Source organism: Kutzneria sp. NPDC052558, from assembly GCF_044547355.1.
In the GTDB taxonomy this organism is placed as follows: domain Bacteria; phylum Actinomycetota; class Actinomycetes; order Mycobacteriales; family Pseudonocardiaceae; genus Kutzneria.
On record NZ_JBIUAG010000015.1, the window covers coordinates 113,235 to 127,399 of the forward strand.

The window sequence follows — 14,165 nt, forward strand, 5'->3', positions numbered from 1 at the left end:
TCGCCACATGCGCTTCCTATGTGGCATCAGACGCCACATAGGAAGCGCATGTGACGAAAAAGTGGGGGTGGTGGGGGTGGGGGCGTTAGAAACGAGAAGGACGCCGGGCGGGTGGCCCGGCGTCCTTCCGTGGTTCAGCCTTGATCAGTGGTTGTAGCTGCGACGGCGGTCGCCGCCGTAGCTGCGGCCCTCGCCGCGGGGGCCGCCGTGGCCGCCGTGACCGTCGGTGCGGCCGCCGCGCTCGCCGCCGTGGCGACGCTCGCCCCAGCTGCGGCCGCCGCGCTCGGCGGAGGAGCGCTCGCCGCGGTCGCCCCAGCTGCGCCGCTGGCCACCGCCGCCGCCCGGACGCGAGGTGCGGGCCTTGGGCACGAACTCCGGCACCGGCTCGCCGCTGGGCACGCGGGCGCCGGTGATGCGGATCAGCTCGTCGTCGCCGGGACGCACGTTGGTGCTGGTCGGCTTGACGCCGGCCCGCGAGGTCAGGCCGTGCACCGCCCGCCGCTGGTCGTGGGTGACCAGGGTGACGACGGTGCCGGACTGCCCGGCGCGGGCGGTGCGGCCGGCCCGGTGCAGGTAGTCCTTGGGGTCGGCCGGTGGGTCGACGTGCACGACCAGGCTGACGTCGTCGACGTGGATGCCGCGGGCGGCGACGTCGGTGGCGACCAGCACCGGGGTGGTGCCGTCCCGGAACTCGGCCAGCACCCGGGTGCGGGCGTTCTGGGCCTTGCCGCCGTGCAGCGCGCCGGCGTGCACGCCGATGGAGCGCAGCTTCTTGGCCAGCCGGTCCACGTGGTGCTTGGTGCGCACGAACATGATCGTGCGGCCCTCACGGGCGGCGACCTCGTTGATCACGTCGGGCTTGTCGTCGTTGGAGACCATCAGCAGGTGGTGCTCCATGGTGGTGACGCTGCCGGTGGGCGGCGACACCGAGTGCACGACCGGGTTGTTCAGGTACTCGCGGACCAGCTTGTCCACGTCCCGGTCCAGGGTGGCCGAGAACAGCAGCTTCTGCCCGCCCGGGGCGACCAGGTCGAGGATGGCCCGGACCTGCGGCATGAAGCCCATGTCGGCCATCTGGTCGGCCTCGTCCAGGGCGGTGAACTCCACGTCGGACAGCACGCAGGTGCCCTGCCGGACGTGGTCGGACAGCCGGCCGGGGGTGGCGATCAGCAGGTCGACGCCGCGGCGAAGCTGGTCGGCCTGACGGGTGAACGAGGTGCCGCCGACGACGGTCCGGCACCACAGACCCAGCGACCGCGCGTACGGGGTCAGAGCGTCGCTGACCTGCATGGCCAGCTCACGGGTGGGGACGAGCACGATGGCGCGCGGGTGCAGCGGCTTGGCGTGGCCGCCGTTGAGCCGGCTGAGCAGGGCCAGCCCGAAGGCCAGCGTCTTGCCGGAGCCGGTCTGGCCACGGCCGAGCACGTCCCGGCCGGCCATGGTGTCGGGCAGGGTGGCGGCCTGGATCGGGAACGGCTCGGTGATGCCGTTGGCGGTCAGCGCGTCCAGCAGGGGCTTGGCCAGCCCGAGCTCCTCGAACGTGGGCAGCGGGCCCTCGGGCAGCGTCGAGGGGATGTCCTCGGCGATGCTGGGCTGGTAGACCTCGACGGGCTTGCTGCGACGGCGGTTGGGCCGGCCGCGGTAGCCGCCGTTGCCGCGCGAGGAGGAAGAAGAGTTGCCGTAACGGCGGTCGGACGATGGTGCGGGCACAAATAACCTTCCGGAACGTTGGCACGTCACGGGGAGGCGCCGCGCAAAGCCGCGGTGATTCACAAGGACGGGCCCGGCGCAACAGTGTCTGCGCCGATGGTGGGTGGGGCGCACCGCGATCGGGTGGGCGCGTGGCTGCGCGCCACAGCGGTGCTCGTCAACTATATCTGATCATCGGGTCGGCCAGCTCCGGCCGCCCAGTGATACCGGTTACCAGGGTGTGGTCGTCGTTCGCACGGCCACACCCGGCAACCATCCGGCCACTCAGTTCATTCCCGCCTCGGCCAGAAGTTCGGCGGTCAGCTCATCGACGTCGGCCAGTTCGGGCGGCAGGCCCCTGGCCGCGAACCAGGACGTGATGTTGCGCACGTCCCGGACCAGGAAGTCGCGGCCGTTCGGATTGGCCACCACGTCCACCACCTGAGGCAGGTCGATCAGCATCAGCCGGCCGTCGTGGACCAGCAGGTTGTACGCGGACAGGTCGCCGTGGGCCAGGCCCAGGCAGGCCATCGCCCGCAGCGCGTCCACCAGCTGGAACCACAGCTCCCGCAGGTGCGGGCCGACCGGCCGCAGCTGGGCCAGCCGGGGCGCGGCCGCCCCGTCGGGGTCGCCGAGGAACTCCAGCAACAGCTCCGTGCCGGTGCGCTGCACCGGGTACGGCACCGGGACCCCGACTGTCCACAGTCGACTGAGCGCCGCGAACTCGGCGACGGCCCACTGCTCGGCGATCAGGTTGCGGCCGAACGTGGTCCGCGTCTCGATCGCCCGCGTCTCGCGGGAGCGCCGCATCCGGCGGCCCTCCAGGTAGCCGGCGTCCCGGTGGAACATCCGGTGGTCGTTGCTGCGGTACCGCTTGGCCGCCAGCAGCGTGGCCCGGCCGGCGCCGGGCAGCGACCGGCGCACCAGGTGCACGTCGGCCTCCTTGCCGGTTTTCACCGGGCCCAGCTCGTGGTCGACCGCGGCCGCGTCGGTGATCACCCAGTCCGGCCGGGGCTCGGGCCCCAGGTCGCCGTTGCCCCAGGTGGACCAGCGGTCTGCCCCTTCGGGCAGCGGTTCGCCCTCCTCGGCGTCCGAGCGCTGCTGGGCCAGCAGGCCCTTGGCCTCCTCGGTCAGCCGGCCACGGCGGGTGGGGCGGGGTTCGTCGTCGTCGAAGCGCTGCTTGCCGCGACGGCGCTCGGGCATGGCGAATTCGAAGTCGTGCTCGCGCACTGGTGAGGTCTCCTCAAGAAAGTGCTGGGAAGACGCCCCACCGAGAGAGTTCTCGCTACTGTGCGGACCTCAGCGGGACGCCGGGACGGGTGCAGGCCACGCCCCTGACGACAGTCGTTGCCATGAGGCACCTCCTCCGGGTCGGTCCACGCTCGTGGCACAAAAACGGTCGGCGGCATCATGCCGCCGACCGGGAACGCCGGGCAACCGATTTACGGCTTGCGGCCGACCGCCGCGTACACCGAGGACTCCTCCGGGCGCTCGCCGACGTCCTCCGGCGAGTCCGGGCGCCACTGCGGCGCGAACACCACACCCGGCTCCACCAGGTCGAAACCCTCGAACAGCGCGGTCATCTCGGACCGGGTCCGCGTGGTGATCGGGTTCTGGCTGTTCTTGTAGAGGGCCATGATCTGGCGGATCGTCTCGCCCATCGAGTCCTCGGTGCCGTGCGAGAGCGCGAGATAGCTGCCCGACGGCAGGGCGTCGCGATAGGTGGCGGCCAGCGTCCGCGGATCGTCGGCGTCGGGGATGAAGTGGTAGACGGCGACCGTCAGCAGCCCGATCGGGCGGCGGAAGTCCAGCAGCCGACGGGTCTTCTCGTGCCGCAGGATGCTGTCCGGGTCACGCAGGTCGGCCTCGATGACCCCGGCGTTCGGGTTGCCCTCCAGCAGCAGTTCGCTGTGCGCGACGGCGACCGGCTCGTTGTCCACGTAGACCACGCGGGCGTCCGGGTTGGCCCGCTGGGCGATCTCGTGCACGTTGCCGGCGGTCGGGATGCCCGAGCCGATGTCCAGGAACTGGTCGATGCCCTGCTCGACCAGGTAGCGCACGGCCCGGCGCAGGAAGGCCCGGTTGAGCCGGGCCAGGTCGAAGGCGGCCGGCGCGACCGCGGCGACCTGCCGGCCCAGTTCCCGGTCGACCTCGAAGTTGTAACTGCCACCCAGGAAGAAGTCGTACAGCCGGGCCGCGCTCGCGGTCTCGACGTCGATGTTCTTGGGAGCCCAGTCCGCCTCGCTCACGGCGCACCCTTCTGCTGAGGCCGGGCCGTCACCAGTCCGGGTCGACCGTGCCGGCGATGATCATCGGTTCCACCTCGTAGGGCAGCGACGGCGGGCCGAAGTGGTCGCCCTGCCCGTACTCCACGCCCAGTTCCCGCAGCGTGGCGGCGTGCCGCTCGTTGTGCACGCCGACCGCGTACACCGGCAGCTCGGCCAGCTGGGCCGCCGACACCACGCCGCCGATGGCCCGTTCGGCCGCAGGCTCCGGCTTGTCGTCCTCGCCCAGCGTGGCCACGAACTCCGCCGCCAGCTTGATGCCGTGCACCGGCAGGTCACCGAAGCCGTGCGGGCAGCAGCTGGCCGTCATGCCGCCGACCAGCACCCGGAATCCCATGTCCCGCAACACCGACAGCACCTCGGCCGGATCGCCGTCGGCGTCGCGCAGCATGCTGTGGTCGACCTCCAGCGCCAGCTGCTCCGGCCGCGCGCCGCTGGCCTGCACCACGGCCAGCAGCAGGGCCGTCAGGTCCTGGTCGCCGACCATCCGGTTGGCCAGCGCCACCGACACCAGGGGCGTGCGGTCGCCGTGCTCGTCCTGCCACTCCCGGGCCTGGTCGCAGGCCTGCCGCAGCATCCAGCTGCCCAGCGGCAGCATCTGCCCGGTCCGCTCGGCCAGGTGCAGGAAGTCCTTGGCCGCCAACATGCCCTCGTCCGGGTGGTCCCAGGACACGACCACCGACAGTCCGGCCAGGCTGCGGTCGCCGATGCGGGCCACCGGCTCGAACTCCACCAGGAACTGGTCGCCGCGCAGGCCGGCCGGCAGCTGCGCGGCCAGCACGAAGTCCCGCCGCTGGCGGCTGCCCCGGTCGGCCTCGAACAGCTGCCACTGGGCCCGGCCGTCCTGCTTGGCCCAGTGCATGGCCAGCTCGGCGTCGGCCAGCAGCTGGGCCGGGTCCGAGCCGGCGGCCGCCCGCTCCACGACGCCGACGCTGGCCGTGACCGAGTACTCGCGGCCGCCGGCGACGATCGGCTCGGTGATCCGGGCCATCGCCTTCTCCACCGTGTCGATCATCGTCTGGGTGGTGGACCGCACCGCCAGCAGCGCGAACCGGTCGCCGTCGACCCGGCCGAGCAGGCCCGTGTCCTCGTCGACCACGGCCCGCAGCCGGTCCGCGGTGGTCTTGAGGATCTTGTCGCCGACCTGGTCGGACACGCCCGCGTTGATCACCGACATGCCGTCGAGGCCGAAGCAGGCCAGCCCGATCCGCTCGCCCGGGGCCAGTCCGCCGACCGCCGTCTCCACCTTGGACACGAACAGCGCCCGGTTGTGCAGGTTGGTCAGCGGGTCGTGGGCCACCTGGTGGGACCACCGGTCCTGCAGCAGGTGCAGGTCGGAGATGTCCTCGATCATGACCACCGGGTAGTCCGGCTGGCCGTTCTCGTCCTTGATCAGCGTGACCGCGATGTGCACCCAGATCGGTTCGCCGTCGCTGCGCAGCATCTGCTGCTCGGAGCGCAGCGAGGTGAACGCGCCGCCAATCAGCTTGCGGTAGGCCGCCGAGACCTCCTCGGCGTCCTTGCGCGGCATCAGGTCGTACGGCGTGCGCTGGCGCAGCTCGTCGGCGCTGTAGCCGAGCATCTCCTGCATGGCCAGGTTGGAGCTGACGATGTGGCCCTGGATGTCGCCGATGGCGATGCCCACCACCGACTCGGTGAACACGGTGCGGAACCGGCGCTCGCTGGCCCGCAGCGCCTTCTCGGCCGCGTCCCGGGCCCGGAACACCGCCTTCTTCAAGGTCTCCTGCTGCTGGAAGATGTGTTCCCGCAGGGCGTCCACGTAGCCGCCGGCCACCGCGCCCAGCAGGTCGACCAGCCGGTCGTCCGCGGCGGCGGGCCGCAGCTGGTGGCCGAGCACCCGGATGGTGGCGTCCAGCGCCTTCGGGCCGACCAGCTGGCTGGCCACCAGGCCGCGGCCGACCTCGCACGCCGGGGTCGGGTCGAACTCCTCCGCGCGCAGGGCGCTGGTCAGCAGCTCGGCGAAGCCGGTGAGGATGACCTGGAGTTCGCCGCGGGACAAGGGCACGTTGCTGGTCGGCAGGACCGCGCTGGTCCACTGCCGCGCGAGATCCGCCAGGCCGGGGTACAGCGCCCCGCCCTGCCCGTCATCGCCCGTCATGCCGCCTCTCCACCCATGAGTCAGACGACTGTAGTCCCGACTAGTCCACCACCACGAGGTCAACCGTACGCTCGCCGGTCTGCCGCATAGTAAGGCCCGCCGCGGTGGCCGTGTGGACCAGTTCGGCGATTGTCGAGGGTTCGCGCCGGGCGGTCGCCAGCACCCGGGCCAGCCGCCCCTTGTAGGCCTTGTTGTGGTGGCTGACGGTCTTCCCGTTGGGCATGATCACCTTCACCGCGACCGCCGCCGGCACCCGGGCCAGCGCCGCGTATGCGCCGGAACGCATGTCCACCACCAGCTCGTCGGCCGCGTTGAGCACCGGCTCCAGCTCCGGCCGCCACAGCGCCGCCAGCGTGCCCGTCCCGGGCAGCGTGCTGCCGCCGGACAGGCGGTAGGCCGGGATCGGGTCGCCCGCGCGCACCACCCCGAACAGCGCCGAGGCCACCGCCAGGCGGCCGTCCGCGCGCGACTTCTCCGCCTTGGTCAGGCTGGTGGCGTCCAGCGCGTCGTAGAGCACGCCCGTGTACCGCGACAGGGCCGGGGCCGTCGGGGAGGTCAGCAGGACCGCGTTGCGCTGCACCTCGTGGTGCTGGCGCGGCGACAGCTCCAGCGCCCGCAGGCTCGCCGGCACGTCCGCGGCCAGTGTGACCAGGGCGTCCGCCAGCTTGCGGCGCAACGGCGTCAGCTCGGGGAACGACAGCGCGTCCAGGTCGAGCGGACCGCCGGCGCCGCCGTCGGACTTGGTCTCGGACGGGGGCAGCAGGACCAGCACCCGTCGAGATTACCGTGAGCGCGGCCGGCGGTCCGGGCGGTGTTTCCCGGCGGGTCTTGTCGGGCCGACGTGATGGCGCTTACACTCGTTTCGCCTCCGCCGAAAACCACTTTCCCGTGGTTCCGCTCGACCCTGACGAATTCCGAGCGGATCCGGGTTGAGGAGGTCGTGCGTGTCTCGAAGGATTCGCATGCTCGGCGCAATTCTGGCCGCCGCATCCCTGCCTGTCCTTGCCCCTAATGCGTTCGCCCAGGTGGAAAGCGGCACCTGGACGACATGGAGCCCCAGCTACACCGTCCAACAGGTCGGCTGCGGCTCGGTCAGCGGGTCGACGTTCCAGCTGACCTGCTCGACCGCCAGCGGCGAGCAGCGCGCCGAGCGCCGCTACGTCACCTACACCGGCGGCACCCACCAGTTCGAGGGCTATTTCAAAATTAACAGCATGGGCGGGAGCCGGATCAGCCTGAAGCAGACCTTCGGCGGCAGCGGGCCGTACTTCCTGCTCGCCGTCGAGTCGGGCGGCCGGCTCTACAGCGTGGAGGGTGGGGCCACCATTTCCAGCGGCGCCACCGTCGGCACGACGGTTCGGGTGAATACCGTCAACCAGGTCGGCACCTCGCACCGGACCTACATCAACGGGTCGCTCAAGAACACCGTCTCCAGCCCCAGCGGCAGCTACTACGACAAGCTCGGCGCCTACCGCACCGCCAGCGGCCAGGGTCCGATCTCCGTGACCTGGAGCAGCATCCACTTCTGGACGAAGTGACCCCTCGGCCGCCCGTTCCCCCGCCGGGGCGGGCGGCCCCTTCACCCTCGCCGAGGCAATCCGTGAACCGTGCACTCGTGCTTTGCTGCGCCGTCGTCGGGGCGGCGCTGACCGCCTGCTCCGCCGCGGCCTCCCCGTCCACCGGCACCGTGCTGGCCGCCACCATGACCTCGCCCGTGGACATCCGGTTGACCTGGACCGGCGCCGATCCGGCCGCGGCCGGGCGGATCGTGGAGTTCGCCACCGCGCCGGACGGGCCGTGGACGACGCTGCAGTTCATGCCCATGGGGCAGGACAGTTATGTCCATCCGTCGCTGATGCCCCAGACCTCCTTCTACTACCGCCTTCGCCCCTACTACGGCCCCGCGTCCGGCCCGGTCACCGTCACCGTGCCCGGCGGCTCCGAGGGCAACGACGGCAAGGACTGGCCCGCCCCCGCCACCCTGCCCGGCGGTCCCGCCGTCACCCACTCCATCCACTCCGCCGATCCGGCGGCCACGCCCACCGAGCTGAAGGCGAAAGTCCTTCAGTCCAACGGCATCCTGTTCACCTGGACCGACAACGCCAGCGACGAGGAGGGCTACCTGCTCGAGGACAAACCCGCCGGCGCCGCCGACTACTCCGTCGTCGCCGTGCTCGACAAGGACATCAACTCCTTCGCCCTCATCACCCTGCCCGACGAGGACACCGCCTCCTACCGCGTCCGGGCCTACTACTACGGCCCCTCCTCCAACGTGGTGACCCGCAAGACCGGCGGCGACTGAGGCGCTAGGAAGGGGGCTTTCCTCCACTCCGAGTGGAGGAAAGCCCCCTTCCTAGCGTCAGGTGTCGTGGCGATGGGGGCTTCAGGCGAAGGCTGGGGCGGTCTCCAGGAGGTCCAGGAACGCCTGCTGGTGCACGGTGAGGTCGTCGGCGGAGTAGAGGGCGGGATTGGCGTCGAAGTCGATGCGCGGCCCGGCCCCGGCCTGTCCACCGTGGACGGTGATGGTGAGGTCCTCGACGGGACCCGACGACAGGGTGGTGGCGACGGCGGGGTGGCCGTCGAAGGAGAGCTCGTAGCTGATCGGGTTGATGTCGACGACGGGCCCGAAAAGCCGTGGCACGTGGAGTTCCTGGCGCAGCAGGTCGCTGCGGTAGCGCTCGTGGGGCTGGCAGACCTTGACCTCCTCGGCGACGTCGCCGGCGAGTTCGGTCAGGGTGGCGCCGGGCGGGGTGAGCACCCGCAGCGGCATGGTGTTGGACGTCGAGCACGGCACGTTGAGGGCGGCGGTGCGGCGACGGCACATCCGGGGCAGGCCGAGGACGACCTCGGCGGCGCCGGTGACGTGCCGCAGGTACGCGGCGACGGCGGCGATGACGACGGCGGACCAGTTGGTCCGGCAGCGGCTGGCGACCTCGGCCCAGTCCTCCAGAGCGGTGCGGGGCAGGGAAACCGTGCGACGAAGGGCGCCGGCCGACGGCGGGGCGGCGGCCTCGGTGAGGCTGACGGGCACGGGCGCGTCGGCGAAGCGGTCGAGCCAGAAGCGGCGGTCTCGCCGCCAGCCGGCCGACAGCGCGTACGCGGCGTCCTCGTCGACCACGGGTCGTAAGGGGTCGAACGGTTCGCCGCTGCCGCCGTTGTAGAGCTCGGAAACCCTGCGGTCCAACAGGAAAAGCCCATAGCGGTCCAGCGCAACGCGATGGCTGCGGTGGTACCAGAACAAGCGTGTGGACGACAGGGCGATCAGCGCCTGGCGGAACAGGGGACCGTCCACCAGGTTCGCCGGGGCGTCGAGGTCGGCTCGCATCCAGGCCAGCGCGGCGGCGGCCGGGTCGGCGTCGGCGGAGACGTCCACGACCTCGAAACGCCACGGCCGCGCGGAAACCAGGTCCTGGCAGCCGACCACGGGGAACCGCAGGTGCAGCGCGTCGGCCTCGGCGACGGCCCGCCGGCTGGCGGACTCGAACCGGTCGAGGTCCACGGGCCCGGCGATGTCGACGTACTCGGCGACGTTGTGCGCCGCCCCGCCGGGATCGGCGTGGTGCGCCGAGAGAATCCCGTTCTGGGCGGCGGACAGCGGCCACCTGGTCGTCGAGAACGCGGTCATGCTCATCCCCCTGAGGTGACGGTGGCCAACGCCGCGCGGGCCCGCTCCCGGCCGTGCGCGACGACGGTCCTGGCTACGTCCGGGTCGAACCGGGCGAAGCCGGACACCTCGAACTCGTCTGCCGGCTCGACCAGCACCAGCCGGGGCCCGCCGCCCGGCCGGAGCTCGCCGACCTCCTTGGTGTGCTCGTAATCCCGCAGCACGGCGAACCGGGCCACGTTCTCGAAGGCCAGCCCCAGCGCGTCGCCGAGCGAGGCGGGCGTGCCGGACTGCCGGCCGCACGAGGACGCCACGACCACGACGGTGTCCGGCTCGTAGGCCATGGCCGGCTGCAACGGCGTGTTGGCGACCATGCCGGCGTCCACGTAGCGGCGGCCGTCGATCTCCACCGGCGGGAACAGCACCGGGGCGGCGGCCCCGGCCATCAGGTGGTCGACGGTCAGCGGCACCTCGACGAACCCCGAGCCGGCCGGCGCGGAGTTGGTGAAGTGCACGACATGCCCGCTGCACTCCTCGACGGCGGCGACCACGACCCGAACGCCGGGAGTGATCCGCAGCCGCTCCCCGCCGAGCGCGGCGGTCAGCGTCCGGCGGGCGGGGGCAGTGTCCAGCAGCCAGGTCCAGCCCACCGAGTCCAGCGCGTACCCCATGAGGTCGCTGGTGGGCAGCCGCACCAGCCCGGCCGGCCGAAGCAGCCGCCACAGGTCCAGCCGCGGCTTGTAGACGTCGTGCCCCTGCACGGAGATCCACAGCTCCACCAGACGCTCGGGCGACACGCCCGCGGCCAGCAGCCCGGCGTTGAGCCCACCGGCCGAGGTGCCGGACAGCACGGTCGGGCGTAGCCCCTCGTCGGCCAGCCCCTGGGCCACTCCCGCGCCGAAGTACGCCGCCGACGCCCCGCCGCCGGACAGCACCAGGGCGAGGCTCACGACGTCAGCCTCGGCCGATAGACGTTCCACAGCGAGCCCAGGAAGAACGAGCCGAACCGCTCCAGCGCGGCCGGCCCGCTGGCCCGCACGGTGGTCAGCTCCCGCAGGAAGGCCAGCCGGCCCAGCCGCAGTTCGCCGGCCCCGATCACGGCCGCACCCGACAACAGCTTCGTGTGCAGGGTGGTGGTGTCCGGCCAGATCGCCGTCGGCGGCCCGGCCCGCAGCTCCTTGTGCCCGCTCAGCACCAGCTCCCGACCGTCACCGTCGGTGAACGGCAGTCGGTAGCGCATCCGCCGCCGGCCCCCGGCCGACTCGACCACCATCAGGTCGACCCGCCCGGTCGACACCAGCAGCCGTCCGCCCAGCGCCGGGCAGTCGACGAAGCCCTTGGCGCCGGCCCGGTGCCGCGGATCGGCCAGGAAGGCGTCCATGTCCTCGATCGACACGGTCACGCGGATCCGCAGCGAAGTCTGCCCCTCTCGTTCACCGAGGGTGACCTGGCCGGTCATCTCCTCGGTGAACGAGAGGGCGGCTGCACCGGTCCGACCCCCGCTGAGACGGGCCGGTGCCTCCGGTGTGGCCTGCGTCGTTCCCCCTGAACGGCGCCGACCACCACGCGTGGCAGACCTCCCCGACATGCCACGCGTGAGCAATAGATGATCGCAGAGACGGTCGGACATCGCGGCGATCGTGAGTGACGGATTCGCGCCGACCGGTCCCGGCATCGCGGCACCGTCGGCCACGTACAGCCCCGGGTGCCCGTACACCTCCCCGTAAGAGTCGCAGACGCCCTCGCCCGGATGGCGGCCGATCGGCGCGCCACCGAGCGGATGGGCAACCGCCAACCGTTTGCGGAACCAGAGCGGGTTGTCCAGGTACTCCCCGCCCAGTGTGGTGGTGATGGCCCGCATGGTGCCCCGGACCCGGTCGATGTAGTCACGGCTGGTCTCGGTCGTCCAGGACACGTCCAGCTCGCCGCCGCGCAGCCGCATCACGCCGTCGGGCACGTCCCGGCCCATGCCCAGCAGCGGCAGCGAGCTGTTGGACAGCGAACCGCTGCCGATGAGCTGGCCGATGCCGTGCTCCAGGTGGTCCGGGCCGGCCCAGCGAAGCGCCGCCCGCAGCCGGTTCATGCTAAATCCGGCCAGCCGGGACAGGTCCCCGCGCACGTCCATGTTCTGCACCAGCCAGTCCAGGATCACCGGGTAGCCCGAGTCCTGGATGTAGAAGCCCCGGGCCCCAGAAATCGATGCCGCGCCGCCCTCGTCGGCCTCGTCCAGCTCGTCGGGCACGCGGATGGTGCTGGTGATCACCGGCCCCCGGCTGGCGTGCATCGGGCGCGGCCGGCCGTCGCGGCGGGCGTGCAGCGCGAACGACAGCATGTCGCCGTTGCCGCTGAACCGGGTGCCCAGCGCCTCGCTCAGGCCGGGCAGGTGCGCCCGGTTGCCCAGCAGCAGCCGGGTCGTGCCGAACGATCCGGCGGCCAGCACCAGGCGTTCGCAGTCGATGCGCTTGGACACCGAGCTGCCGTCCATGGCGTGCAGCAGGTACCGGACCTGGTAGCCGGGGCCGCCGGGGCGGATGGCCTGCACCTCGCACATGGTGCGCAGGTCGGCGCCGGTCGCCTTGGCCGCGGACAGGTAGGTGTGGTCGAGGGTGTTCTTGGCGCCGTCGTTGCAGCCGAAGTCGCATTCGCCGCACAGCCGGCAGGTCCGCCGGGGCAGGCCGTGCAGGTTGCCGTAGGACGGCTCGATCACCGGCAGCCCGATGCCCGGCTGGGCGCCCGGCTTGGGCGCGAAGGCCACCGCCAGCGGCGGCAGCTGGTAGTCGAGGCCCAGCTCGGCGGCGGCCTCGCGGAACGCCTCGGTCTTGGGCACGCCGGCGAACTGCGGGTCGTCGAACGGGTAGCGGCTGGGCGTGAGCATCGCCTCGACCGCGTCGTAGTGCGGGTCCAGGTCCTCACGGGTGACCGGCCAGCTCTCGTAGCCGCCGCCGGGCAGCGCCGAGTCCTGCACGAACCAGCGCTCGTCCTTGCGCAGCAACACGTTGGCGTAGATCAGCGAGCCGCCGCCGAGGCCGGCCGAGACCACCGAGTCGAAGCCGCGGAACTCCAGCACGTCGAACAGGCCGTAGTCGGCCCCCGCCGGGTCCCAGAAGTTGTGCCGCATCTCGTCGGGCGTGCGGGCGAAGCTGCCCGGGGGCCAGGCCCGGCCGCGCTCCAGCACCACCACCGACAGGCCGGCCTCGGCCAGCCGGTGCGCGGCGACGGAGCCGCCGAAGCCGGAGCCGACGATCACCACGTCGGCCGTCTCGGCCGCGCCCATCAGGCGGTCGCCCGCTTCAGGAAGTCCACGATGTGCGGGAACACGTCGAGGTCGGCGTGCCGGCCGATGAACGGGTCGAGGTGCCCGTAGCCGGGCAGCACCCGCAGCTCGTGCCGGCCGGGCGCGGCCTCCTCCAGCCGGCGGTGGAACACCTGCTGGGAGTTGACGAACACGCGGTTGTGCGAGCCGGTGAGCAGCAGCAGCGGGGTCGACACGCCGCCCAGGTCGGCGGTGTAGTCCTCGCCGGTGTCGTAGGCGACGGCCTTCCCGGCGAAGATCATCTTGCGCACGTGCCGGTCGTAGTTGACGCCGCTGGCCTGGCAGATGTCGCCGATCCGGCGATGGGTGGCCGGCAGCAGGTTGCGGTGCTCGTACATGGCCGGCCAGCCGCTGCCCCACATCGCGCTGAGCATGTGGCAGGCCGGCACCGCGCACTCCGGGTGCAGCACCGACATCAGCTTGGCGACCGCCCAGCCGGTGGTGAACGCCGGCCCCTCGCTCCACTGCGGGTCCAGGTAGGGCTGGCTGAGCCCGTGCTCGACCACGTCCGGCCCGGCGACCAGGCGCACGGTCGACCACAGCGGCACCCGCGGCGTGAGGCCGACGCTGTTGCACACCACACTCGCGATGTCCCCGATCTCGCCGCCGAACAGGCTCATCAGGAAGGACACCGAGCCGAGGCAGTGCGCGACCACGTGGATCCGCCGCCCCCCGACGTGGCGGCGGAGTTCGGTGAGGGCCGCGGGGTAGTCGTGCCGGGCCAGGTCGTCCAGGGTGAAGCGGTGCGCCGACTTGTTGTACGGCAGCCGGTTGCTCATCCGGGAGTCCAGCGCCCAGACCTCGCCGAATCCGCTGTCCAGCAGGTGGGTGACCAGGTTGCGGTGCTCCGGCATGACGTACATGTCCATGGACGAGGTCAGGCCGTGCACCAGCAGGACCACGTCCTCGGTGGCCTCCCGGCGGAAGCGGGTCAGGTTCAGGCCGAGGCCGTCCGCCGTGGTCACCGGATGAACGTCGATGTCCGCGTCGCGCACTCCCGCAAGGGTGTACAGCGGGATCTCTCGGTTCATCGCGCCCCCCAGCGACTAGGTGGATGGTCGACCGTCACCCTGACGGACCAGCATCCGAATTTCCATCGTGGTAAACCACGACATTCGGTGTTCGACCGTCGTGACCTGGGGCTGAACGAGGTAC

Annotated in this window: 11 protein-coding genes; 2 read left to right on the forward strand and 9 right to left on the reverse strand. The window is 71.8% G+C overall.

The features are described from left to right. Positions 1-144: 144 nt before the first annotated feature. From ACIG5F_RS26525 to yaaA, 5 genes are all read right to left on the reverse strand, one after another. Positions 145-1,587 carry a DEAD/DEAH box helicase gene (locus ACIG5F_RS26525; RefSeq protein ID WP_396522060.1) on the reverse strand — a complete coding sequence of 481 codons (1,443 nt, stop codon included), beginning with the start codon at positions 1,585-1,587 and terminating at the stop codon, positions 145-147. A gap of 387 nt (positions 1,588-1,974) precedes the next feature. After that, on the reverse strand, positions 1,975-2,919 hold the full coding sequence (locus tag ACIG5F_RS26530) for an RIO1 family regulatory kinase/ATPase (protein WP_396521874.1): 945 nt from the start codon (positions 2,917-2,919) through the stop codon (positions 1,975-1,977). A 212-nt stretch (positions 2,920-3,131) separates the two neighbouring features. Beyond that, positions 3,132-3,938, reverse strand: a complete 807-nt coding sequence (locus tag ACIG5F_RS26535; protein ID WP_396521876.1) for an SAM-dependent methyltransferase — start codon at positions 3,936-3,938, stop codon at positions 3,132-3,134. Between the two features lie 28 nt (positions 3,939-3,966). Continuing rightward, the gene (locus ACIG5F_RS26540; RefSeq protein ID WP_396521878.1) at positions 3,967-6,093 is read right to left on the reverse strand and encodes a putative bifunctional diguanylate cyclase/phosphodiesterase; all 2,127 of its coding nucleotides are present in this window, start codon (positions 6,091-6,093) and stop codon (positions 3,967-3,969) included. 40 nt (positions 6,094-6,133) lie between these two features. Further along, entirely contained in the window at positions 6,134-6,865 is a 732-nt protein-coding gene (gene yaaA / locus ACIG5F_RS26545) for a peroxide stress protein YaaA (RefSeq protein ID WP_396521880.1), read from the reverse strand. Positions 6,866-7,055: 190 nt separating this feature from the next. Here yaaA and ACIG5F_RS26550 point away from each other — a divergent pair, with 190 nt between their 5' ends. After that, the gene (locus ACIG5F_RS26550; protein WP_396522062.1) at positions 7,056-7,631 is read left to right on the forward strand and encodes a hypothetical protein; all 576 of its coding nucleotides are present in this window, start codon (positions 7,056-7,058) and stop codon (positions 7,629-7,631) included. A 62-nt stretch (positions 7,632-7,693) separates the two neighbouring features. Then, positions 7,694-8,395 carry a fibronectin type III domain-containing protein gene (locus tag ACIG5F_RS26555; RefSeq protein ID WP_396521882.1) on the forward strand — a complete coding sequence of 234 codons (702 nt, stop codon included), beginning with the start codon at positions 7,694-7,696 and terminating at the stop codon, positions 8,393-8,395. An 81-nt stretch (positions 8,396-8,476) separates the two neighbouring features. On the opposite strand, the gene ACIG5F_RS26560 is transcribed toward ACIG5F_RS26555, so the two are convergent. The 4 genes from ACIG5F_RS26560 to ACIG5F_RS26575 are packed head-to-tail and all read right to left on the reverse strand — an operon-like array spanning position 8,477 to position 14,041. Then, positions 8,477-9,718, reverse strand: a complete 1,242-nt coding sequence (locus ACIG5F_RS26560; RefSeq protein ID WP_396521884.1) for a condensation domain-containing protein — start codon at positions 9,716-9,718, stop codon at positions 8,477-8,479. 2 nt (positions 9,719-9,720) lie between these two features. Continuing rightward, positions 9,721-10,647 (reverse strand): patatin-like phospholipase family protein, encoded by a 927-nt coding sequence (locus ACIG5F_RS26565; RefSeq protein ID WP_396521886.1) that lies wholly within the window; start codon positions 10,645-10,647, stop codon positions 9,721-9,723. Next, positions 10,644-12,971, reverse strand: a complete 2,328-nt coding sequence (locus tag ACIG5F_RS26570; protein ID WP_396521888.1) for a GMC oxidoreductase — start codon at positions 12,969-12,971, stop codon at positions 10,644-10,646. The genes ACIG5F_RS26565 and ACIG5F_RS26570 overlap by 4 nt, the downstream gene beginning before the upstream one ends. Continuing rightward, complete coding sequence (locus ACIG5F_RS26575) at positions 12,971-14,041, reverse strand: hypothetical protein (RefSeq protein ID WP_396521890.1); 1,071 nt, start codon at positions 14,039-14,041, stop codon at positions 12,971-12,973. Before ACIG5F_RS26575 ends, ACIG5F_RS26570 begins: the two co-directional genes overlap by 1 nt. Positions 14,042-14,165: the final 124 nt, after the last annotated feature.